This is a genomic window from Bernardetia aquimarina (genome assembly GCF_042180575.1).
In the GTDB taxonomy this organism is placed as follows: domain Bacteria; phylum Bacteroidota; class Bacteroidia; order Cytophagales; family Bernardetiaceae; genus Bernardetia.
In genome coordinates this window covers 1,606,546-1,628,618 of sequence record NZ_CP170094.1, presented here as the reverse complement: position 1 = coordinate 1,628,618, position 22,073 = coordinate 1,606,546, and the positions used below count along the sequence as shown (strand labels likewise).

At 32.7% G+C, this 22,073-nt stretch carries 18 protein-coding genes; 11 read left to right on the top strand and 7 right to left on the bottom strand.

What is annotated here, in order from left to right:
* The first annotated feature begins 98 nt into the window (after positions 1-98).
* Positions 99-878: a LuxR C-terminal-related transcriptional regulator gene (locus ACE193_RS06855; RefSeq protein WP_375562264.1), complete on the top strand. Its 780-nt coding sequence runs from the start codon at positions 99-101 to the stop codon at positions 876-878.
* A 24-nt stretch (positions 879-902) separates the two neighbouring features.
* Here the strand turns inward: ACE193_RS06855 and ACE193_RS06850 are convergent, their stop codons facing one another.
* The gene (locus ACE193_RS06850; protein ID WP_375562263.1) at positions 903-2,417 is read right to left on the bottom strand and encodes a GDSL-type esterase/lipase family protein; all 1,515 of its coding nucleotides are present in this window, start codon (positions 2,415-2,417) and stop codon (positions 903-905) included.
* A 309-nt stretch (positions 2,418-2,726) separates the two neighbouring features.
* On the opposite strand from ACE193_RS06850, the gene ACE193_RS06845 reads away from it, so the two are divergent.
* Both ACE193_RS06845 and ACE193_RS06840 read left to right on the top strand, forming a co-directional pair.
* Complete coding sequence (locus ACE193_RS06845) at positions 2,727-2,942, top strand: hypothetical protein (RefSeq protein ID WP_375562262.1); 216 nt, start codon at positions 2,727-2,729, stop codon at positions 2,940-2,942.
* The gene (locus tag ACE193_RS06840; RefSeq protein ID WP_375562261.1) at positions 2,939-3,139 is read left to right on the top strand and encodes a hypothetical protein; all 201 of its coding nucleotides are present in this window, start codon (positions 2,939-2,941) and stop codon (positions 3,137-3,139) included. Before ACE193_RS06845 ends, ACE193_RS06840 begins: the two co-directional genes overlap by 4 nt.
* A 123-nt stretch (positions 3,140-3,262) precedes the next feature.
* Here the strand turns inward: ACE193_RS06840 and ACE193_RS06835 are convergent, their stop codons facing one another.
* The 5 genes from ACE193_RS06835 to ACE193_RS06815 all read right to left on the bottom strand — a co-directional run bounded on the left by ACE193_RS06835 (position 3,263) and on the right by ACE193_RS06815 (position 6,983).
* Positions 3,263-3,958, bottom strand: a complete 696-nt coding sequence (locus ACE193_RS06835; RefSeq protein ID WP_375562260.1) for a hypothetical protein — start codon at positions 3,956-3,958, stop codon at positions 3,263-3,265.
* Between the two features lie 116 nt (positions 3,959-4,074).
* Positions 4,075-4,878 carry an IS110 family transposase gene (locus ACE193_RS06830; RefSeq protein WP_375562259.1) on the bottom strand — a complete coding sequence of 268 codons (804 nt, stop codon included), beginning with the start codon at positions 4,876-4,878 and terminating at the stop codon, positions 4,075-4,077.
* A gap of 3 nt (positions 4,879-4,881) precedes the next feature.
* The gene (locus ACE193_RS06825) at positions 4,882-5,088 is read right to left on the bottom strand and encodes a hypothetical protein (RefSeq protein ID WP_375562258.1); all 207 of its coding nucleotides are present in this window, start codon (positions 5,086-5,088) and stop codon (positions 4,882-4,884) included.
* A gap of 448 nt (positions 5,089-5,536) precedes the next feature.
* A complete protein-coding gene (locus ACE193_RS06820; protein ID WP_375562257.1) occupies positions 5,537-6,190 on the bottom strand; it encodes a 3-oxoacid CoA-transferase subunit B in 654 nt (217 codons plus the stop codon).
* Between the two features lie 100 nt (positions 6,191-6,290).
* Positions 6,291-6,983 carry a CoA transferase subunit A gene (locus ACE193_RS06815; protein ID WP_375562256.1) on the bottom strand — a complete coding sequence of 231 codons (693 nt, stop codon included), beginning with the start codon at positions 6,981-6,983 and terminating at the stop codon, positions 6,291-6,293.
* Between the two features lie 219 nt (positions 6,984-7,202).
* Between ACE193_RS06815 and hemB the strand changes: the two genes are divergently transcribed.
* Together hemB and ACE193_RS06805 are read left to right on the top strand one after the other, a co-directional pair.
* Entirely contained in the window at positions 7,203-8,198 is a 996-nt protein-coding gene (hemB, locus tag ACE193_RS06810) for a porphobilinogen synthase (RefSeq protein ID WP_375562255.1), read from the top strand.
* A gap of 68 nt (positions 8,199-8,266) precedes the next feature.
* The gene (locus ACE193_RS06805; protein ID WP_375562254.1) at positions 8,267-8,893 is read left to right on the top strand and encodes an RNA polymerase sigma factor; all 627 of its coding nucleotides are present in this window, start codon (positions 8,267-8,269) and stop codon (positions 8,891-8,893) included.
* A gap of 72 nt (positions 8,894-8,965) precedes the next feature.
* On the opposite strand, the gene ACE193_RS06800 is transcribed toward ACE193_RS06805, so the two are convergent.
* Positions 8,966-13,735: a gliding motility-associated C-terminal domain-containing protein gene (locus ACE193_RS06800; protein WP_375562253.1), complete on the bottom strand. Its 4,770-nt coding sequence runs from the start codon at positions 13,733-13,735 to the stop codon at positions 8,966-8,968.
* Positions 13,736-14,160: 425 nt separating this feature from the next.
* Here ACE193_RS06800 and ACE193_RS06795 point away from each other — a divergent pair, with 425 nt between their 5' ends.
* From ACE193_RS06795 to ACE193_RS06770, 6 genes are all read left to right on the top strand, one after another.
* On the top strand, positions 14,161-16,884 hold the full coding sequence (locus ACE193_RS06795; RefSeq protein ID WP_375562252.1) for a T9SS type A sorting domain-containing protein: 2,724 nt from the start codon (positions 14,161-14,163) through the stop codon (positions 16,882-16,884).
* 528 nt (positions 16,885-17,412) lie between these two features.
* Positions 17,413-18,042: a peroxiredoxin gene (locus ACE193_RS06790; RefSeq protein ID WP_375562251.1), complete on the top strand. Its 630-nt coding sequence runs from the start codon at positions 17,413-17,415 to the stop codon at positions 18,040-18,042.
* A gap of 80 nt (positions 18,043-18,122) precedes the next feature.
* A complete protein-coding gene (locus tag ACE193_RS06785; protein WP_375562250.1) occupies positions 18,123-19,094 on the top strand; it encodes a hypothetical protein in 972 nt (323 codons plus the stop codon).
* 81 nt (positions 19,095-19,175) lie between these two features.
* Positions 19,176-19,445, top strand: coding sequence for a hypothetical protein (locus ACE193_RS06780; RefSeq protein WP_375562249.1), 270 nt, complete (start codon positions 19,176-19,178; stop codon positions 19,443-19,445).
* 20 nt (positions 19,446-19,465) lie between these two features.
* Positions 19,466-20,398, top strand: a complete 933-nt coding sequence (locus ACE193_RS06775; RefSeq protein WP_375562248.1) for a mechanosensitive ion channel family protein — start codon at positions 19,466-19,468, stop codon at positions 20,396-20,398.
* Between the two features lie 134 nt (positions 20,399-20,532).
* Positions 20,533-21,789 carry an ABC transporter permease gene (locus tag ACE193_RS06770; protein ID WP_375562247.1) on the top strand — a complete coding sequence of 419 codons (1,257 nt, stop codon included), beginning with the start codon at positions 20,533-20,535 and terminating at the stop codon, positions 21,787-21,789.
* Positions 21,790-22,073: the final 284 nt, after the last annotated feature.

Here is a 22,073-nt window from a genome sequence, read left to right as displayed (position 1 = left end):
GTTCAGTATATGACCATTGCTATTCAATACTGATTTTTCAGTAATCTTTCTACTGACTTATTAATTTCATCATTATTTCTACTACTGATTTTATACTTATGTCCAATCTTGCCGAACTTTATGAAAAATATCTTCGTGAACTTACAGCACAAAATATTCAAGCCAAACATTTAGATTATCAAATTTTAGAAAATCATATTCCTTTTTTAGATCAATTAGATAAAATTGGAAATAGTTGTATTACAGTTTTTGATGTCTATAAACTCAAACATGTTTATATTTCAGAAAAATATACTCAAACTTTTGGTTATGAAAGTGAAGAAATGGAAGAAGGAGATAGTGAATTTTTTGACGCACAACAACATCCAGATGATTTAGCCTTAATTTTGGAAACAGGAACTCATTTTATACGATTTATCAATAAAGTAGCTCAAGAGGAAAAGAAGAATTATAAATTATTGGTTGAGTATAGAAGAAAAAATAGTAAAGGTGATTATTTGCGTGTCATTGAACAGTTTCAACACTTAGAATTTGATGCTATTGGAAATATGTGGTTGAGTCTATGTGTATTGGATATTTCTCCAGACCAAGATTTAGATGCTCCTTTTCGCTCTCGTTTATTGAATTTTAAGACAGGAGAAACATTCGTTTTTCCTCCTCCAAAAGCAGAAAATAATCTTAGTCTAAGAGAAAAAGAAGTGTTAGAACTTATCGCACAAGGACTGATTAGCAAACAAATTGCTGATAAATTATCTATTAGTTTTCATACAGTAAATACACATCGCCAGCGCATCATCGAAAAACTAAATGTTACAAATACATTTGAAGCATTGCGTTATGCTGCTACATATGGATTGATTAGTTCTAAAAAAATATAGATTGATTTAGTACATTGATTATCTCTATTGAACTTGCTTTTTGTAATCATCATACGCATTATTGAGAGCATTGTATAGCATTTCGCCTACCAGTTTTGCACCTCTTGCGTTGAAGTGTGTGTAATCACTTTGTGCTAAAGAAGGCTTGTTGTTTACCCACGAAACCATTGAGTTTTCTCCTCCCATAGCATCACGCAAATCCCAAAAAGCACATCCTGCTTTCATAGCTGCATTTCTTTGTGCTTGTCTAATAACTTCTACACTTGGATAAGATTCAAAACGAGTTCCTTTTTTTCTAGCTCTATCCGAAACACTTACTACAAGTACGCAAGCATCTGGATGTAAAGATTTTAAATAATTATACTGACGGTAAAACATTCTTTCATAATAAGAAAGACTATAATTTCCTTCGCCACTAATATTCACTCCAAATTGTACTACAATTAATTTTACCTGCAATTTATCAACCTGTTGCTTCATAAAATCACGATTCATACGAGGAATCTCAAAACCAGAACTTCCACGAATCGAAATATTATCCAAAGCAACACCAGTATTACAATCAAAAGCAACTCCCAAAATTTCAGGGTTTCCTTTACTTCCTAAATGAAGTTGTATTTTATTAAAATCAGTCTTTAAAGGAACTTTATGAATGGCTAAATCTTTGTTTTTAGGAAGGTCTTGTTTATCAATTACTTCATCGCCATTTAGATTTAATTGAAAAGCCAAAGGCGCAGAAGGATTGCGATAAATAAATTTTACATTTTCAATCTTTGTTGCTTTTTTATGTCCTAATTGAGGGTCAGTAAAACGAACCCAAGCGTGTTTCATTTCTGCATGAAGCGAATCTTCATGAACAGTCGGATTGGTAAAACGGTCGTATTCTGTCAGAAGCCCTAATTTATTATGACGAGGACTTTTCTTTTGGTCTATGTAAGCGTATTTTGTCCAGTTGGGAGAATAACTTGTAAAAAGTGTCGCACGTACATTTCCACGCACATAAACAGGAACAAGCCCAACACCACAACCACCAAAACGATGCTGAAAACGTTCTCTCAAATACGAACTAATACGGTCGCCTTCAATCTGAGAATCTCCATAATGAAGAATGCGAATCAGATTAGGTTTTTTAGAAAGGGATTGAAGAGAAGCAAAAAAAGCATTGAGCGCATCAGGATTTTGAGGTGGAAACTCTATCGCTTGACGAGCAGGAACGACAGGTTCATAACGCTCTTCTTGCAAAACGGTATCTTCTACATTAGCAAACTGTAATGAATCTTCTTTTGTAAGCTCTAAAGTATCTGTAGTTAGGTTTTCGGCATTCTCTACTTTATCTTGAATATCTGCAATAAAATCAAGTTCTTTTTGCCCTGTTGTATCAGCAAGTGGACTCAAATCATCCAACGTAAAAACATTCATCGTAAAACTATCACTCATAGGAATTTCGACAGGCGAAAACACCATTATCACAAGTGAAATACAAGTAATATAAAAAAGAAGTGTAAGAGGGCGTAAGGGTTCTACTGATTTTTCTTTCATTGATACTTTTTCTATAAATAAATTCTAAATCTATCGTAAAGATAACATACTAATCTTCACTTTAGCAAAAAGATATTTTTTCAAAGGTCATACTAAAATAAAAGCTAAATTTAATAATAAAAATAGATAGAACCATATACTCTTTAAATCCTCAATATTTTTTCAAAGGTTATATGAAAGATAGATTGAAGGTAGTGAAGACAATTATAGAATATCATATTACTCCTCATGAGTAATTAAATAAAAAGCCTACCAATGAATTTCGACTCTCCTTGGTAAGCTATATTTTCAACGTAAACAGTCAAAAACATGGTAAAATTACAAAAATTTGAAATAGTAAGAGGCTATCATATCTCAACTATTCAACGAGCTACCTATGACACAAAGGAATTAGGTAAAGATTTATTTAGTGCAATTTTGAATAATTGCGAAAATGATTTGGACGATTTGGTTCTAAATGATTTATATAAAAAACTCTGTGATGGAGATTTTCAAATTCAGCTACTCAAATTTATATCACAATGACAAAAAAGTACATAGTCATTGCAAAGATTGGAAACGATAAGTTTATAAAACATCACGTTTCTAACCTTTTGCTCTATACAAATTATTTAGACAAAAACTGGTCTGATTGGCGTTGGTTTAATGTTTTTGATAAAAAAACGAAAGAGCAAATTACTTCTTTTACTAAAAATAGAAGACCTAATAAATCTATTGTATAAATTGAAATACCTACTTGACCTGCAAATCTAAGATTTGCTGAACTGATAAATCGTAGTCGCAGACAACGCTTAACTACTTTTTTTTCATTCTACGCACAACTGGGTGTTATTTTTTTTTTTTAACTAATGACAATTAGAAGTTAAACAAAAGTGTTCTTTAGCTAAATATATTTTTTTCTTGAAGAGTTCTTGTTCATAAAAATTATATACTATTGCTTTAGGAGAAGAACCACTTATTGTATATCCAATAACACGTGGAATTATTGTAATAGCTAATTTATTATTTTCTATGTGGCAAATTCCATGGTATTCTAATCTTGTGTGATTATTTTGAGGAGTCTCTTGATAACTTATCAAGGATGTGAGTTCTACAATATTGTTACCCAAATAAGTTATATCTATAACTTGAGGGTTGGTAGTAAATCCAATTTCTTTTAAACTCAAATTTATCGTCTTGTATAAATCGTCACTATATATGATTTCAATATCTAAGCTATCTTTAGAAGTGGAAATTACCTTATTATAAAATGCACCAATGATACTGCTACTTCTACTACTTTGTTGTATATATACATATATGACAGAATCACTTATTTTTATAACAGGAGCAATCACTACATATTTATCACAACTATCCAAACAGTCAACACTATAAAACAAGCTATCATTACTTTTTAAGTATTTAGGAAATAGTGTAGCAGATTGTAAGTCAGATAAAGTATCATTATAATTAATACCATATGAATGAAAAAGCCATTTATCTTGAGCAAAGCTACTTGATAAAGTATAAAAAAAAATAATAGTAAGAAAATATTTCATTAAGCTAAAGTTTTTAATATAAATGTTAATCTACAGTTACTGTAACTCTGCTGTGATTTTCAGCTTTTGATGTACTACCTGTATTAGTTCCCCTGAAAACTATGGTAAAACCAAGTCTAACCTTTAGAAAAATTGTTAAAATTTATTCCGTTTCTATCATATAGTGTTTTGTTTTTTACACAGGCAAAAATGCGTTGTATAATTTTATTTCGTAAGGCATTAATAACACTCATTTTATTCTTGCCTTCTGCTACTTTTCTTAGATAATAAGTTCGTAATTCTCCTTCCACTTGCAAGGCTGATAAAGCACACATATGCAAAGCTGTTTTGAGTGTTTTATTAGCCATTTTTGATACTCTGGCTCTTCCTTTAAATTTTCCAGATGAATTTTCAAAGAGTACAACACCACAATAACAAGCTAACTGTTTAGCAGTATCAAATTTAGTAAATCCATCCGTTGCTACTAATAACTGAATGGCTGTTACTTTTCCAACTCCTGTAACAGAAGTAGCCAGTTGATAGAGTTCTTTAAGATGTGGGTCGTCTTTTATAATTTGATTCATTTCCTTTTCGATTTGCTCTATGCGTAGTGTCAAATGTTCTAAAGTTGATTTAGAATTTTCTTCAATCAGTTTTTGAGTAGAAGTTTTGCTAAATTGCCTCTGCTCACTCACATAAGTTTCTAGCTCTTGTTTATGAGTAACTAGCGTTTTACGTAGTGTTTGGAGCGTTTTTAAGGCTTCTAACTGCTCACTAGGTGGAGCGTATAGGTTTGCTTTGTCTTGAAAACGAAAGGCATAAGTAGCAATACGCCCAGCATCAACTTTGTCATTTTTACCTCTTGTAACTCCCCCTGAACGCTTTATATGAAGTGCATTTTCTACCCAAATAGCACAAGTAAAATTGCTTAAAGCTATCAAGAGCTAGTTGATATAAATACCTGTATGCTCCATACAAAACAAGCTCTCTTTAATTTCATACAGGTCTTGAAAAGAAGAAAGATAAGCTGTTATAGCTTTTAAATTATTATCAATTCGTTCGTGATTTACTACTTCTCCTTCTTGAAGAAGAGCGATATCTAAATGATCTTTGCTCACATCGATACCTATAAAATTTTGGTAAGTCTGCATAAAAAGTTAATTTAGGAGTTGTTAATTTAAAAGTGATTCATCGTATTCAATCAGACTTAAAACCTTAACTAATGAGTTTATTTTTAGGTCAATAAAAATGCTCCGAAAACTATTTGAGTTTGAGATTGAATAAAGGCAGATAGAGGCTGATTCAGGGGATAGATTTTAATATCTTGCTGTGCCTATAGGTTCTCTATCTGCTAGATGAATTCTTAAATACAAGATAAGAAATTACATCTATTTTATCTACTACAAACCTAAAGGCTCGTTTTTAACGAGTGAGCAATATGTATTCGGCTTGTAGCCGTGTATTTGCATTTCATATTAGTGGCTTTTAATTCTTCATAGAAAAGCATATTTTTCCTGCCTTTGCCCTGTATTTCGTAGCTTAAAAATAATAAAAACAAAGCTGCCACTCGTTTAGGAACGAGCAACAGCTACTAATAATCTATATCTTCATTTCAGGCACATTATCAGGAATAATCAATTTTCCTTCTGTTGCAGCCTTAATTTCTTCTACGCTTACATTTGGCGCACGTTCACGCAAAACAAAACCTTCATCTGTAACATCTAAAACAGCCAAATTAGTAACAATTTTTTTGACACAATTTAATCCTGTAATTGGCAGACTACATTTTTTGAGGATTTTTGATTCTCCTCTTTTGTTGGTGTGCATCATCGCAACGATAATGTTTTGAGCTGAAGCTACCAAATCCATTGCGCCACCCATTCCTTTTACCATTACTTTAGGAATTTTCCAGTTGGCAATATCTCCATTTTCAGAAACTTCCATTGCTCCCAAAACTGTCAAATCGACATGTCCACCACGAATCATGGCAAAGCTCATCGAAGAATCAAAAATTGAAGACCCTGCAAGTGTTGTAACTGTTTCTTTTCCTGCATTGATAAGGTCTGCATCGACGTTTTCTTCGTGAGGATAAGGACCCATTCCTAAAAGCCCGTTTTCAGATTGAAGAACAACATCAATTCCTTCTGGAACATAATTAGAAACTAAAGTAGGAATTCCGATTCCTAGATTGACATAAAAACCATCTTGCAACTCTTGTGCAATGCGTTTTGCGATTCCAAATTTATCTAACATAATCTTTTTGTGTATATGTAGCTGACAGTTTCCAAACTGTCAGAGTTGTTTTAATATTTTATAGTAATTTTATTACGATAGCTTGGAAGCTATCGGCTACTTATGAATTTACTGTACGCTTTTCGATGCGTTTTTCATAATTCTTCCCTTCAAAAATTCGTTGTACAAAAATTCCAGGGATATGAATAAAATTAGGGTCTAATTCTCCATTTTCTACTAATTCTTCTACTTCTACGACCGTTATTTTTCCAGCCATTGCCATCATCGGATTGAAGTTTCTGGCCGTTCCTTTGAAGATAATATTTCCTTTTTTGTCGCCTTTCCATGCTTTTACAAAAGCAAAATCTGCATGAAGGGCTTCTTCCAAAACATACATTTTACCGTTGTATTCTCTAGTTTCTTTGCCTTCGGCTACTTCTGTTCCGAATCCTGCTGGCGTAAAAAATGCTGGGATTCCTGCTCCACCTGCTCGGCAGCGTTCGGCAAGCGTTCCTTGTGGAATTAGATCAACTTCTAGTTCGCCTGACAAAAGTTGTCTTTCAAATTCGGCATTTTCTCCTACATACGAAGAAATCATTTTCTTTACTTGGCGTTTTTGGAGCATGAGTCCAATACCAAAATCATCTACACCTGCATTATTTGAGATACAAGTAAGACCTTTTACGCCACTTTTTACAAGGGCAGTAATAGAATTTTCAGGAATTCCACAAAGACCAAAACCACCTAACATAAGGGTCATGTTGTCTTCAATGCCTTCAAGGGCAGCCTCTGCGTTGGGATAGACTTTATTCATTTTTGATATTTTTTACGTGTTTGTTTGTAACTTTTTTATAATCTGAGTAAAAGGATTATATTTTATCCAAAGTTTGAAAAATAAGAGGAGTTTTCAAAATAGGAATTACTAAAAAAACAATTTTATGGCTTTCTGAAAATAAAAAAGAACAAGAAGGCGAAAATTAAGTTTAAAACTCGTTCACTAATCGTTAATAATTAATCACTAATAACTAATCACATGTCTTTCGATTTTCAATCTATGCGCTCTCGTCCTCGTCGTAATCGTCAATCTGCTGCTTTGCGTGCTATGGTAGAGGAAACTTCTCTTTCTGTTGCTGATTTTATCTTTCCTATTTTTGTTATTGAGGGAACAAATAAAAAAGAACCGATTGTTTCCATGCCTAATATTTTTCGCTATTCTTTAGACAAACTTTTAGAAGAAATTGAGGAATGTTATAATTTAGGAATACGTGCTTTTGCTCCTTTTCCAAGCCTAACCGATGAGCATAAAGATTCGATGGCTACTTCAAGCTACAATCCTGAAAATTTGTATTTAAAAACTATTACAGCCATAAAAGAAAAATTTCCAGATGTTTTTGTGATGACTGATGTAGCAATGGATCCATACAGTAGTGATGGACACGACGGAATTTATAAAGATGGAAAAATAATCAATGACGAAACGCTAGAAGTGTTGGGTAAAATGGCAGTTGCACAAGCAAAAGCAGGGGCTGATTATGTTGCGCCTTCGGATATGATGGATGGAAGAGTAGGATATTTGAGACACGCTTTGGATAAAGAAGGCTTTCAAGATGTGGGAATAATTGCTTATACAGCGAAATATGCGAGTGCATTTTATGGTCCTTTTAGAGATGCGTTGGATTCTGCACCTCGTTTTGGAGATAAAAAAACCTACCAAATGAATCCTGCAAATGTTCGTGAAGCTCTTTTAGAAGCAAAACTAGATATAGAAGAAGGTGCTGATATGATTATGGTCAAACCTGCACTTTCGTATCTTGATGTAATCAGTAAATTAAATCAAAATTCGCATGTTCCGATTGTAGCCTATAATGTAAGTGGCGAATATGCCATGATAAAAGCAGGCGCAGAAAAAGGCTGGATAGATGGTGAAAAAGTAATGCTAGAAGTTTTGTTGAGTATAAAAAGAGCAGGTGCAAAGGTTATTTTGTCGTATTTTGCAAAAGAAGTTGCTCAAATTTTATCTAAAAGGTAGTAGTTGTAATTATCAGTTTATTTAAAACCTCAACGACGGTTCAGACCTCGTTTACGGTTGATGAAATTATGAAAAGAACAAAAAAACAACTCGTTTTTTACGACGAACAAAAACAATTATTGACAGAGTTTTGTGAAGGAAATGAAAAAGCCTTTGCAAAACTCTATCAGTATTATTATGGCTTTGTAGAAAATTATGTTTGTAAAAATAAAGGCACAAAAGAGGATGCTCAAGATATTTTTCAAGAAACATTGATTGTATTTTTAGAAAAACTTAAAAAAGAGGATTTTTACCTTACAGCTTCTCTCAAAACTTATATTATTGCTATCAGTAAAAATTTATGGCTGAATATTTTGAGAAAAAATAAAAAAAATACGGTTTATTCTATTGCAAATTCTGATGATTCAGAAGAGGGAAATGATTTTAATCAAACAGTGATAGAAACTATTTTATCAGAAGAGTTTGATACAGAATTAGAAAATGAAAAGCCACTTTTAGAAAAGTTTGATGATTACTTTTCTCGTCTTACTTCGCATTGTCAGAATTTACTTTCTATTCTTGTAGAAGAAGAAAAAACAACAGAGGAAATTCAGAAAGAGTTTGGTTACACTACTCGCCACAATCTTCACAACCAAAAATATAAATGTGTTAAGCAGCTCAAAAAAGTAAAGGCATTGGCAGAATCAAAAAAATAAAAAAATGGACAACAGTACTGGTAATACTGTGTCCACTAGATTTGCTATCGGTAAGAACACTTCAAATATAATTTAATCTAAAATAGAAAGCACAATTTTTTTATTTCCATCAAGACAAGGGTGTTTTATAAGTAAATAATAAGTTCCTCCAGTTAGATTTTTTGGAGACCAATCATTTTTATAATTATCATTTTTATAAACTAATTTTTCCCAACGGTCGTAAACAAAAATCTGCGCTCCCTCAAAAGGCAAAACGTAGGCATCATTAAAACCGTCATCGTTTGGAGTAATTACATTTGGAAATTCTTCGTCAAAATTTATGATTTCTACTTCAATAGAATAGTTTTTTGTTTCACAACTATTTGAAACTTGAGCTTCATAAACTCCAGATTTTGTAGGAACAAACTCAGTTTTTGTACTTCCATCATTCCATTTTATGGTTTCATTTTCTTTTAAGGCTACATTCAAAATGGCTTCTCCACAATCTTTTTGAGTTAATTTTATTTCTGTATTTATTTCTTCTACATATTCAATTTTTATCGTATCACTTTTTGAAGTACATTCATTACTGAGAGTTACGACATAAAGTCCTGCCGTATTGACACTAATTTCTGCCGTTGTGTCGCCTGTATTCCATAAATAATCAAAATTACCACTTTCATTAGCAGCGTTTAACATCGTGCTTTCGCCATTGCAAAGGATTTTATCTTCTCCTAAGTCAATATTTATGTCGTCATTATTAGGTAAAACGATAGAAAAAGTATCGCTAACATTTCCACATTCATTCGATAAAGTATAAAAATATGTTCCTTCCCCTTGTAAAAAATGACTAAAATCTGTATTTCCATCAAACCAAATAATCGAAACATCTTGATTAGTAGAATCAATTTCTACAAAATAATTTTCATTTTGACATAAAACAGTGTCTTTTTGAGGTGTAAGATTTGGTTTTGATTTGTAATTTATTTGAACAGAATCGGAATAAATCTGACAGTTAGAAAATAATTGTACTGAATATGTACCTTTTTTGTTTATTTCTATACTATTTGTTGTATCTCCAGTATTCCATAAAACAGGAAAATTAGTAGGATTTTCTATGGAAAGTACAACAGTTTCGCCTTCGCAGAGTAGTTTATCTTCACCTAAATCTACTGTTGGTTCTACAAAATTATTTATGATTATAGAATCTCTTTTTGCACCACATTCATTGATTATATCAAAATAATAAATTCCTGCACTAGAAAAAGAACGGTTTTTTGAAGTGTCAGTATCAAACCAAATATAATCATAACTGATTGGTAATGAAATGATTATACTTTCATTCTGACACAAAAGCGTATCAAATCCTAAATCAATATTCGGTTTTTGGTCGAAAGAAACTGAAATTGTATCAAAAGCATTTCCACAATTATTCTCAACTTTTAATATATAATTTCCCTCTTGATTTGCTAAAATACTGTTTTGATTAGATGTTGTGCCGTTTGGAAATGTCCAATTATAGGAATCAAAACCGATAGGAGCAGACAAAGTAGTATCATTCTGACACGTAAAAATATCATTTCCTAAGTCTAAAGAAGGATTTGGAGCAACTTGTATTTTTATTTCATCAGTTGCAGCCCCACAAGAATTAGTAACTGTAAGTTTGTAAATCCCAGTTTCTGAAACGGTAATTGTTTGAAGGTTTGAAACCGAATTATTAGGCAATATCCACGTATAAGAAGTAAATCCACTTGGAGCGTTCAAAATGGTAGAAGTTCCTGCACAAATTTGTTTGTCAATTCCTAAATCCACCGTTGGAAGTGGCGAAATAACGACATCAATATCATCTGTTGCTGTCCCACAGGAATTTGTAACACTTAAAGAATACGTTCCTGCTTCTGTTGCTGTAAGATTTTGAGAATTTGAAGTGGTGGAATTTGGCAAAGTCCAAGTATAAGAAGTAAATCCACTTGGCGCATTCAAAACAGTAGAATTTCCTGCACAAATTTGTTTGTCTGTTCCTAAATCTACTGTTGGAAGTGGCGAAATAACGACATCAATATCATCTGTTGCTGTCCCACAGGAATTTGTAACACTTAAAGAATACGTTCCTGCTTCTGTTGCTGTAAGATTTTGAGAATTTGAAGTGGTGGAATTTGGCAAAGTCCACGTATAAGAAGTAAATCCACTTGGAGCGTTCAAAATGGTAGAAGTTCCTGCACAAATTTGTTGGTCAATTCCTAAATCTACTGTTGGAAGTGGCGAAATAACGACATCAATATCATCTGTTGCTGTTCCACAGGAATTTGTAACTTGTAAAGAATACGTTCCTGCTTCCGTTGCTGTAAGATTTTGAGAATTTGAAGTGGTGGAGTTTGGTAAAGTCCAAGTATAAGAAGTAAATCCACTTGGCGCATTCAAAACAGTAGAAGCTCCTGCACAAATTTGTTGGTCAATTCCTAAATCTACTGTTGGAAGTGGCGAAATAACGACATCAATATCATCTGTTGCTGTTCCACAGGAATTTGTAACTTGTAAAGAATACGTTCCTGCTTCCGTTGCTGTAAGATTTTGAGAATTTGAAGTGGTGGAGTTTGGTAAAGTCCAAGTATAAGAAGTAAATCCACTTGGCGCATTCAAAACAGTAGAAGCTCCTGCACAAATTTGTTTGTCAATTCCTAAATCCACCGTTGGAAGTGGCGAAATAACGACATCAATATCATCTGTTGCTGTTCCACAGGAATTTGTAACTTGTAAAGAATACGTTCCTGCTTCCGTTGCTGTAAGATTTTGAGAATTTGAAGTGGTGGAATTTGGCAAAGTCCACGTATAAGAAGTAAATCCACTTGGAGCGTTCAAAATGGTAGAAGTTCCTGCACAAATTTGTTGGTCAATTCCTAAATCTACTGTTGGAAGTGGCGAAATAACGACATCAATATCATCTGTTGCTGTTCCACAGGAATTTGTAACTTGTAAAGAATACGTTCCTGCTTCCGTTGCTGTAAGATTTTGAGAATTTGAAGTGGTGGAGTTTGGTAAAGTCCAAGTATAAGAAGTAAATCCACTTGGCGCATTCAAAACAGTAGAAGCTCCTGCACAAATTTGTTTGTCAGTTCCTAAATCTAATGTAGAAGCAGGTGTAAAACCAACATTTATACTATCTCGTGCCGTTCCACATCTACTGACAATATCTAAATAATAAACTCCTGTTTGGTTTGCTGCAATAGTAGGGTTTGTAGAAGTTGTAGTTCCATCTGGAAAAGTCCAAGTATAAGAAGTAAACCCACTTGGTGCTGTCAGAGAAACCGACGAACCACAAACTACTGTATCTGATTTTAGATTAAGACCACATTCTGGAATGCCATATTTTGCTAAAAAAGCATTGGGTTGAGTTGTTCCCAAAGATGATACATTTGCTACCCCTGCCAACATATCAAAATCGGCTGTTCCTCGCACCTGCCCTGCCATATAAAAGTTTCCTTTTGTGTCTAGCTCCAAATCTGAACCCGAAACATAACTATTATTATCATTTTGAGGGAATACTTCTCCGTGCCATAAATAATTAAAATCCTTATCAAAACTAACCATTGACAAATCTGAATAATTAGGAAAAGGAGGACTCACTGCTGTGAGGTTTACAGTACCAGTAGCAGATAAATCTATATCTACTGTTCCTTGGTAGAAAAAAGGAAAATATAAATTTCCTGCATCATCAGTAGTAGCTCGCCCTACTCTATTAAGACTACCTACTATCTGTTTTCTGTCTAATAAATTTCCATTCACATCATATTTTGCAAAAAAACTATTAAAGTTTGTTGAGGAGTGTAATGATACAGCGAGACTTGGGTCAAAATCATAATTTTGACTCAAACTACCTGTTATAGTTAAATTTTCTAAATTATCAGTAGAGAGTGTATTATCAAATAAAAATATAGCACTTACTAGATTGCTAGTAGCAAAAATAGGTTTTGCCCAAATGAAAACTCCATTTTCACTATATTTACATATTGCAAAATTTCTTGTATTAAGAAAAGGAGGGGTAATTATATAATCTGAATTACTAACATCAAAATCTGTTGCTGTTTGAAAATCAATAAATATATAAATATTTCCTAAAGAAGAAATTGTGAGTCCCAAAGGACTATTAGCTCTAGTATTAACTATATGTTTTGCCCAAAGAAAGTTTCCATTTGCATCGTATTTAGCGAAAAACATGTTATTAGTCAATGGGGGAGCAGTTAGTTGAAATCCTGCATTTCCTAATTCTATCGTTTCAGCAAAAGTACCTGCTATAACTATATTTCCATTAACATCTACATCAAAGAAAGAAACCGTACTTGCTCCATCAGAGGATACACTCTTTATTGTTTGTACCCATACTAATCTACCATCGCTATTGTATTTCGCTACATAAGAATCTGGAATTCCACTAGGATTTGTTGTTGTTATTATATTGGTAGTAGTTGGATAAATATCAAAATCCATAGAGTTAGAAAAACCTCCTGATATATATAGGTTATCTTCATTATCTATCTTTAAATCAAATAAAAACATTGCTCCTCCAAATCCAGACTCAAAATAATAAGCCCATAGATAATTTCCATCTTTGTCATATTTAGCTAAACACAGAGAAGAAGTTGGTAAAATCAAATTTGCTGTATTTACTGAAGGGTCAAAATCTATAGTACCAGTAAAATATCCAACGCAATATATATTGCCTTCAGAGTCTACTGCTATATTGTTGAAAATATTCGAATTGTTAGAACTACCCACGTTATTAGACCAGAGGTGAGTAGGCACTTGAGCAAAAGCTGCTAAAGTATTGAATAATAAGAATATACCTAGAAGTAGAGAGCATTTCATAGAAATAATAGTTAGTTGCCTTATTTGAATAATCTAAAAAATAGTTTTGAGAAAATATAGATTTAATCTTTAGAAATTTACTAAATGTAAAGGTATAACAAATTGTAATAATTACAGCAATTATATAAATATTTTTTTTACTCCTTCCCCTCCTATCAAATCGTATGCCACTATAAAATCTAATTAAAAAGCCTTTAATAGCGTTATTTAAGGGGGTGGTAATTATTAGTAAAAAAATAATGCAAAAAAAGTGCTGTACTATTTGGAAGTGATTCTTTTATTTTGCTACCTTTGCAATGTAATATATAAGCAGTTTAATAAATCCTTATGGTATTGCAATTTTATTAATTTTTCATTAAATAAATTACAAATAGTCTTAATCAATCAAATACAGCCATTGATTAATCCTTTAAATTTTACAAACTATGACCCATCAAAAAACGGGCAACAGTACTGGTAATACTGCGCCCGCTGAATTTGTTCCTAGACAGAACACTTCAAATTCAGCAAACATCGTGCGAAAAGCTGTTTTATCGCTTTTCTTGTTATTTATTATGTGTACTTCTTATGCACAAAATACTATTTCTATTGTTTCTCCTACTGGTGCATATTATTGTGGTTCAGTTGTTACTTTAGAAGCTCCTCAAACAGGAAGTAATAATTTTTTTTCTTGGACTGCAGATGGAGGAGTTCGCTTACGAGAAGTAGGAACTACTGGAACAGGTACAAATGCTTTATTTGTAAATTCTGAAACAAAAGTAGAGGCTATTATTAATGGTGAAGGTGAGGTTAGAGTAATCTGTAGCTGTGGCATCTTCCCTCTTCCTATTACCCTCACTCCCTCTCCAGCCACACTAAACAATGTAACATTTAGTGCAACTACTCCTATCAATCAGCCTAACGGCATCCAAACTACAAAAGGATGGATTTGTTTAAGTAATGATGGTAGTACAGAAACGATTACACTTACTAACCCTAGTCCACTCAATATTTTTTGGGTAGTTTCTGGTGGTGCAGTAAAGGTAAGCGAAACGCAGTCTTCTGGTTCTTCTCCATTTACAGCAAGTGTAACTATTGCTACTTCTGGTGCAGGTGCTGGCAAGGGTTTCATCCGTGCTTTTGTATCTGATCCTTGTGGTACGCTTACATGTGATCCTGCTTTGGATATTGAGATTTTGAAAGACTTGCAGCCTAATGAAATTGCAGGTCCTACTTGTTTGCGTAATAATAACTTAGATGTCAATCCTATAACAAATATTGGAACAGTAGTATATAGTATTACAGATGAGTTTGCTGGCAATGCTATTTTTGATTGGGAACTTCTTCAAGGTGGTGTACCTGTTACTAATTCTAATTTTGGTATTCGTTCTCAGGTACTTTATGGCAACTCTGCTACTATTGAATATAGAAATGGAGTAATGCCAAGCGATTTGGGTAATTTTTCACTTAGAGTAACTAATGCTTGTGGTGGTAGTTTTACTAGAGATATTACTGTAAGTCCTGCTAAGCCTGTTTTAGCTCAAACTACATATTGTGTATCTAATGCAGTACCAACAGTAGAAACCATTACTCTTCCTGCCTTACTTAATGGACAGACTTATTCAGTAACCCCACAAGGGAGCGTAAACTGGACAACTTCATTAGTTGGCAATCAATTAACAGTTACTTTTGATGATGCCGTAAGTGGTGCTATTGAGGTAAGAGCAGCTAGTAGTAGTGATCCAGGGTGTACAAGTGAAGGTACACTTATCTACTTCAACCGTGAAGGTGGAACACCAACAATTACAGGTCCTACTTGTGTTACACGTAATACAACAGATGCTTTTTCATTTACAGCAAGTCCTTTTGGGCAATATACTTGGACGGTAAGTCCTGCACTTCCTGCTGATTTCGTTACGTCTAGTGGTGGTAATGTATTTACAGTAAGTCCTCCTGCTGGTGGAATCAATGTATCTGGTAGTTATACAGTTACGGCTACTTTAGCAGGTTGTTCTTCCGTTCAAAATGCTACTTTTGATTTTGAGATTGGACCAGAAAAACCGACTATTACAAATGGTCTTACTTGTTTGGGTTCTGGTGCAACTACTAACTATACTGTTACTTCTGCTGGAGCAGTTTATTATATTGCTACTGTTACTCCTAATGGTGGTAGTCCAGTAGTTTCTTCTCCTTTCCCGATTGCTACTCCATATAGTTATACAGGAACAAGCCAAGATGCGAGTATTTCTATTACATCTTATTCTTCAACAGGTTGTGCTTCTTTGCCTACTGTGATTGATGTAAAAGCAAAACCTTCTGTAACTGCTATTAATGCAGATAACTTATGTATTTCATTCGGAGAAACTCCTACTGTTACTTTTACAGCAGTTAGTACAGGAACTATAAGTGATTATACTTGGACTAAACCTGCTGGTTGGAATTTCCCAGCTGCAAATACAGGTGGGGTTTATGGAGGAAATGGCTACAATTTTATTACATTAAAATTAGATGCCAACACAGCTGGTGATGTATGTGTTACACCTAGCAATGGTACATGTTTAGGTGAACAGTTTTGTTTGAATATTCCTCGTAATGCATTAGCTATTACATTAGTACGCACAGGAGTTCCAAATACTCCTTTTAGTACAATCACAGCTACTGCAAATACAAATTTATTGATGGATTGGAGATATGGACAAGATCAAAGTCAAGTAACAAACTGTGGTGGAACACTATATGGTGCTTTGGCTACTGGTGCTGGTACTACCACTTCTTCTTATTTTTATGTAGCAAGTCCAAATCCAAATCCTTGGATTTCATTGAAGTTAGTTGATCCAGTTACAGGCTGTGAAAGATGTATTGTTGTTGAGTTAAGTAGTATTCCTACCACAACTACAAATTATAAAGTCGCTGCTGATTCAAAAATAAATACATCTATTGACTTGAATGTTTATCCAAATCCAGTAGAAAATATTTTAAATGTAAAAGTTTCTAAAGATGTGAAAGTTAGTCAAACGTATTTAGTAGATGCAAAAGGAATTGTTGTGTTTCAATCTACTGAAATGTCAAACACTCAAAAAATTGATGTATCTAAGTTTGCAAAAGGCATGTATTACCTAGCTATTGTTACTGATAAAGGAATACAAGGAAAGAAAATCATTATTGAATAATAATCCATTCCCTTAAAACTGGACTTATTATTCCTTTTGTAAAAACTACAAACCACCTATAAAATCAAACTAACTGATTTTTTAGGTGGTTTTTTAATTTCTTTTTTTAACAAAAAATCTTATACGAAATTATCTACTAAAAAGTTTTGAAATAAAATGAAGATTTTTTAGAAAAATAGATTATTTCGCTTAGTTTTTGTTATCTGATTGTTTTAAAAGCTGTCTTGCCAAATAATTTGGTGTCTTCATACCAAAAATACTCGTACCTTCATTTCAAAATTATTTTGTTCTAGTTGTATCTTTCAGCACAATGAATTATTTTCTTTCTTTTTTTAGAACTCTCATTTTCTTGACAGGTCAAATTGACAGGTCAAAAATAACACTATTAGGCTTTCCACATTACCACCAAATAATAAGTAACTGAGTTATTTTACAGAATCTATTTTTTTTCTTAACTCAAAGTTCTTAATTTTGCACTTTAGTTTTTTAAGACTAATTTTCTAATCATTTAAAAAAGAATCTTATACTATGAATTTAGTGAATAAACCTGCGCCTCGTTTTTCTGCACCTGCTGTAATTGAAGGCGAAGAAATCATTAACGACTTTTCATTAGACCAATATATTGGCAAAAAAAATGTAATTCTTTTCTTTTACCCTAAAGATTTTACATTTGTTTGTCCGACTGAAATTTTAGCTTTTCAAGAGAAATTATCTATTTTTGAATCTAAAGAAACTGCCATTGTAGGTTGTTCTACAGATACAGAAGAAACTCACCTTGCTTGGCTCATGACTCCAAAAAATAAAGGAGGAATTGAAGGTGTAACTTTTCCAATGGTAGCTGATACTGCCAAAACAATCGCTACAAATTATGGCGTTTTAGGTGGAGACTATACGTATGACGAAAACAACAACCTTATTTTTGAAGGCGCACCAATTTGTCTTCGTGGAACTTATCTAATCAATAAAGAAGGAATTATCAAACATATCTCTATCAATGATTTTCCTTTGGGACGTAATATTGACGAGTATATCCGTTTGGTAGATGCACTTCGTTATGTTGAGAAACATGGAGAAGTTTGTCCTGCAAACTGGGAAGAAGGTAAAGAAGCCATGAATGAAACTAGAGAAAGTGTAGCTAATTATTTAGGTAAACAATAATTTGTTGCTTTTCAAGTAAATTAAAAATCCTAACTTTATCTTTATTTAGATAAGTTAGGATTTTTTTGTAGAATTAATTTATGGCTAAATACATCATAAACACTGACCAATTTCATATTGTACTGATACTTTTATCGTGCTTTATAGCCTATTTTTTTCCTTTCGAACTTTTTTTATTGAGTTATGTCATTTTAGGAGCATTACATTATCTAACAGAACTGACTTGGTTACACGAAAAAAAATATTTTACCTCTTCTTCTACCTTCGAACTTATTGTTATTTTTAGTTGTGCCATAGTGGTTACTTTGCTTTATGTTACATCACAAATAGGAATTGAACATTTTTTTTCTTCTCCCAAATATGGTATCAATCTTATTTTTATAGCTTTTTTAATGGCTATTTCTGCTGTTACAATACCTAAAAAATGGGCGAAATTTCTGTTTTTTGTAGTGGGTTTGTTTGTAATATTTTTATTTCAAAATCATTTTTACTATCTATTTCTTATTGGTCTTCTACTTCCTACACTTATTCATGTTTTTGTGTTTACAGGAGTTTTTATGCTTGTAGGAATCAAGAAAAAGCCTACTTTTTGGTCAAAATTATGTTTTGCTGTTTTTTTGCTTGTCGGAATTAGTTTTTTTATTATTCCTAGTTTTTTTCCTTATTCAGTTTCAACACTAAGCAAAACTAATTATTTAATGAGTGGATTCTCTAATCTTAATATGATTCTGACTTCTTTTTTTGGAGAATATATACGTTATGATAGTGATTTACTTTTTGAGGCAGAGGTAGCACTACAAATTCAACGCTTTATTGCCTTTGCTTATACCTATCATTATCTCAACTGGTTTTCGAAAGTGCATATTATTGCTTGGCATAAAGTCAATAAATTATGGCTTAGTTTATCTATTTTGCTGTGGCTCATTGCATTAGGTATTTATTTTTATGATTTCAAAACAGGACTTTTGACACTTTATTTTTTGAGTATTTTGCATGTTTTGATGGAATTTCCGTTAAATATTCAATCTATTTCTATTTTGATAAAAAAATAAAATTACGTATATTCTAAAAAGAATTGCGTCATTTTTGTTACTACTTTTGCATTCAACTATTTAAAAATCAACCTTTTTATTATGAAAATTAATTTACTCCAAAAATATAGTTTATTTTCAATTATATTTGTAATCATTTTTACTTTATCAAGCTGTGGAGCATCCAAACGCTCTGATTGTCCTACTTATAGAGACTCTGATCCAAAAGTTATTTTTGGAGAAATGACATTAGAGGAAAGAATGGATCAGCAAGAAAAAGACTTACAAGTAAAATCAGATAGGCAGCGACGAAAAGAAGCTAAAAAACAAATCAAACGCTCTAAAAAAACAAAAAAAAGACGTAAAAAATAATTTTCAATCATTCATTTTCTATGGACGAATTAGACAATCAACTAGACCTACTCCATAAAGGCTATCAAGCCTTATCTACAAAACTGTTAGGTTGGTTTGAGACATTAGTTGCAATGTTGCCCAATTTTTTCTTGGCAATAATTGTAATAATTGTATTTTATTTTTTAGCAAAAGCTATCAAGGTAGGAATGAACCGTGCGCTTTCTCGCCTAGTCGATAACAAAAATATATTAGAACTAGCTGCTCAAGTTATATTCTACATTATCATGCTAGTCGGTAGTTTTGTGGCATTAGGTGTCCTAAATTTGGATAAGACAGTTACTTCCTTGCTGGCTGGTGCTGGTGTGATTGGTCTTGCTCTTAGTTTTGCTTTTCAAGATTTGGCAACTAATTTTATTTCAGGAGTTTTTCTTGCTGTACAAAAACCTCTACAAATTGGAGACCTTATCCAAACAAATGATTATATTGGTTATGTAAAAAAGATAGGTTTGAGAGCTATTGATATAGAAAATTTTGATGGACAATACGTAATTATTCCATCGAAAGAAGTTTTTCAAAATCCATTATTAAATTATAATCGTCTCAACCATCGAAGAGTGAATGTACCTGTCGGAGTTTCGTATGGAGATGATGTAGAAGTTGTTGAAAAATTATTATATGAAACGATTCGTAATTTGGATATTGCTAGAGATGATTTTGGTGATATACGTGTAGATTTTGATGGTTTTGGAGATAGTTCTGTTAATTTTATTGTTCGTTTTTGGATAAATAGATGTGACCAACCTTCCTATCACAAGGCTTATACAAGAGCAGGAATAGCTGTAAAAAAAGCATTTGATGCCAATGATATTACCATTCCTTTTCCTATCAGAACATTAGATTTTGGCATAAAAGGAGGCGAAAAGCTCACACAACAACTTGCCATTTTGGATAAATTAGATAAAGGGAACTAAAGTAAGAAGTATGAATTCAGAAGTAAATACTTGAAGTTTAAAATTATCTGTAATAAATCAACTTTATTCAAACTAATAGAATACTAAACTTAGTACTAGCCTCGTAATTCTACAAAAACAATTTTGAATAATTTATGAATCTTGCCCAAAATACTGCTGAAGCTCTGCGTGCTACTCGTGATAATTGGCTTCGTTCTCTTCTTACAATCTCTCTTATTGCTATCGGAATTACAGCTCTAGTGGGTATTTTGACGGCTATTGATGGTATCGAACAAAATATTAGCTCTGGGCTTTCTGATTTGGGAGCTAACTCTTTTGATGTCAAAGACAAAAATAATAGTATGCGTTCTCGTCGTCGTGGGATAGTAGAAAAAATTGAAAGTCCATTGAAATATAATGAGGTAATGGAGTTTGGGAAGCGTTTTGCTCAGAATGTAAGTTCGCAAGATGCTGTTACAATTTATACTAGGGTAGGTTTTGGAACAGAAATAAAATATCAATCTGAAAAAACAAATCCAAATTCGTCTGTCATTGGTATTGATGAAAATTATAATTTAGTCAATGGATTTGATATTAAAGAAGGACGAAATTTTTCACCTTTAGATATTCAGAGAGGAAGTCAGTTTGCTATTATTGGAAAAGAAATCAAAGAAACACTTTTTAAAGAAAGTTCGCCCATTGGAAAACGAATACTCGTAAAAGGATATGGATTTACAGTAATAGGACTTTTAGAAGAGGAAGGAGGAGTAGGGAGTTCTTCAAGTACAGATAGAAGTGTTTTGATTCCTTTGCCTATGGCAAATATTTTGGGAAATGACAGACAACTTTCTTATACAATTACGGTAGGTGTAAAAAATCCTACCCAAACTGAAGCCTTAATGGGAGAAGCAACAGGACTTATGCGAATAATTAGAGGTGATAAACTTACTCAAAAACCTTCTTTTGAAGTTTCTAGTAGTGAATCATTAGCTTCGTCATTGGGAGAAACAACAGGAATATTACGTATGGGAGGAGCTGGAATAGGATTTTTGACTTTACTAGGAGCATCCATCGGACTGATGAATATTATGTTAGTATCTGTTACGGAAAGAACACGAGAAATAGGAATCAGAAAAGCAATTGGAGCTTCTTCCAAACAAATTAGAAGGCAATTTTTAATCGAAGCTATCGTTATTTGCTTACTCGGTGGATTATTTGGCATTTTTTTGGGTATTACATTAGGAAACGTAGTCGCCAAATTCATAGGAAGTGCAGATGCTCAATTTATTATTCCTTGGCTTTGGATGGTTAGTGGAATCATAATTTGTATTTTAGTTGGATTAGCTGCTGGAGTTTATCCTGCTTATAAGGCTTCAAAATTAGATCCCATTGAATCTTTGCGTTATGAATAAAATTTGGAACAATCCTAAATTATAAATGGTTAGTAGTAAACTATTCTTCTATTTTTTACGCATTAGTTTTGCTTTTTTAACAAAAAAATGCCTTATTACATTATAAACCATAATATTGATAGGTTTATTTTTGATTATAATTTACAACAAATAATTAATCATTTACAATTAAAAGACTATCCTACATAAAAAACAATATATTTGTGAGAATTATCACTTAAATTACTTTTGTTTGATAAATTGCATTTATGCAATGCTACATTCACAAACATATTAGCACACTA

Excerpts from the sequence above, each read along its gene's own strand:
- ACE193_RS06855 (WP_375562264.1), top strand. The coding sequence starts at position 99 with ATGTCCAATCTTGCCGAACTTTATGAAAAATATCTTCGTGAACTTACA.
- ACE193_RS06850 (WP_375562263.1), bottom strand. The coding sequence starts at position 2,417 with ATGAAAGAAAAATCAGTAGAACCCTTACGCCCTCTTACACTTCTTTTT.
- ACE193_RS06845 (WP_375562262.1), top strand. The coding sequence starts at position 2,727 with ATGGTAAAATTACAAAAATTTGAAATAGTAAGAGGCTATCATATCTCA.
- ACE193_RS06840 (WP_375562261.1), top strand. The coding sequence starts at position 2,939 with ATGACAAAAAAGTACATAGTCATTGCAAAGATTGGAAACGATAAGTTT.
- ACE193_RS06835 (WP_375562260.1), bottom strand. The coding sequence starts at position 3,958 with ATGAAATATTTTCTTACTATTATTTTTTTTTATACTTTATCAAGTAGC.
- ACE193_RS06825 (WP_375562258.1), bottom strand. The coding sequence starts at position 5,088 with ATGCAGACTTACCAAAATTTTATAGGTATCGATGTGAGCAAAGATCAT.
- ACE193_RS06820 (WP_375562257.1), bottom strand. The coding sequence starts at position 6,190 with ATGTTAGATAAATTTGGAATCGCAAAACGCATTGCACAAGAGTTGCAA.
- ACE193_RS06815 (WP_375562256.1), bottom strand. The coding sequence starts at position 6,983 with ATGAATAAAGTCTATCCCAACGCAGAGGCTGCCCTTGAAGGCATTGAA.
- hemB (WP_375562255.1), top strand. The coding sequence starts at position 7,203 with ATGTCTTTCGATTTTCAATCTATGCGCTCTCGTCCTCGTCGTAATCGT.
- ACE193_RS06805 (WP_375562254.1), top strand. The coding sequence starts at position 8,267 with ATGAAAAGAACAAAAAAACAACTCGTTTTTTACGACGAACAAAAACAA.
- ACE193_RS06800 (WP_375562253.1), bottom strand. The coding sequence starts at position 13,735 with ATGAAATGCTCTCTACTTCTAGGTATATTCTTATTATTCAATACTTTA.
- ACE193_RS06795 (WP_375562252.1), top strand. The coding sequence starts at position 14,161 with ATGACCCATCAAAAAACGGGCAACAGTACTGGTAATACTGCGCCCGCT.
- ACE193_RS06790 (WP_375562251.1), top strand. The coding sequence starts at position 17,413 with ATGAATTTAGTGAATAAACCTGCGCCTCGTTTTTCTGCACCTGCTGTA.
- ACE193_RS06785 (WP_375562250.1), top strand. The coding sequence starts at position 18,123 with ATGGCTAAATACATCATAAACACTGACCAATTTCATATTGTACTGATA.
- ACE193_RS06780 (WP_375562249.1), top strand. The coding sequence starts at position 19,176 with ATGAAAATTAATTTACTCCAAAAATATAGTTTATTTTCAATTATATTT.
- ACE193_RS06775 (WP_375562248.1), top strand. The coding sequence starts at position 19,466 with ATGGACGAATTAGACAATCAACTAGACCTACTCCATAAAGGCTATCAA.
- ACE193_RS06770 (WP_375562247.1), top strand. The coding sequence starts at position 20,533 with ATGAATCTTGCCCAAAATACTGCTGAAGCTCTGCGTGCTACTCGTGAT.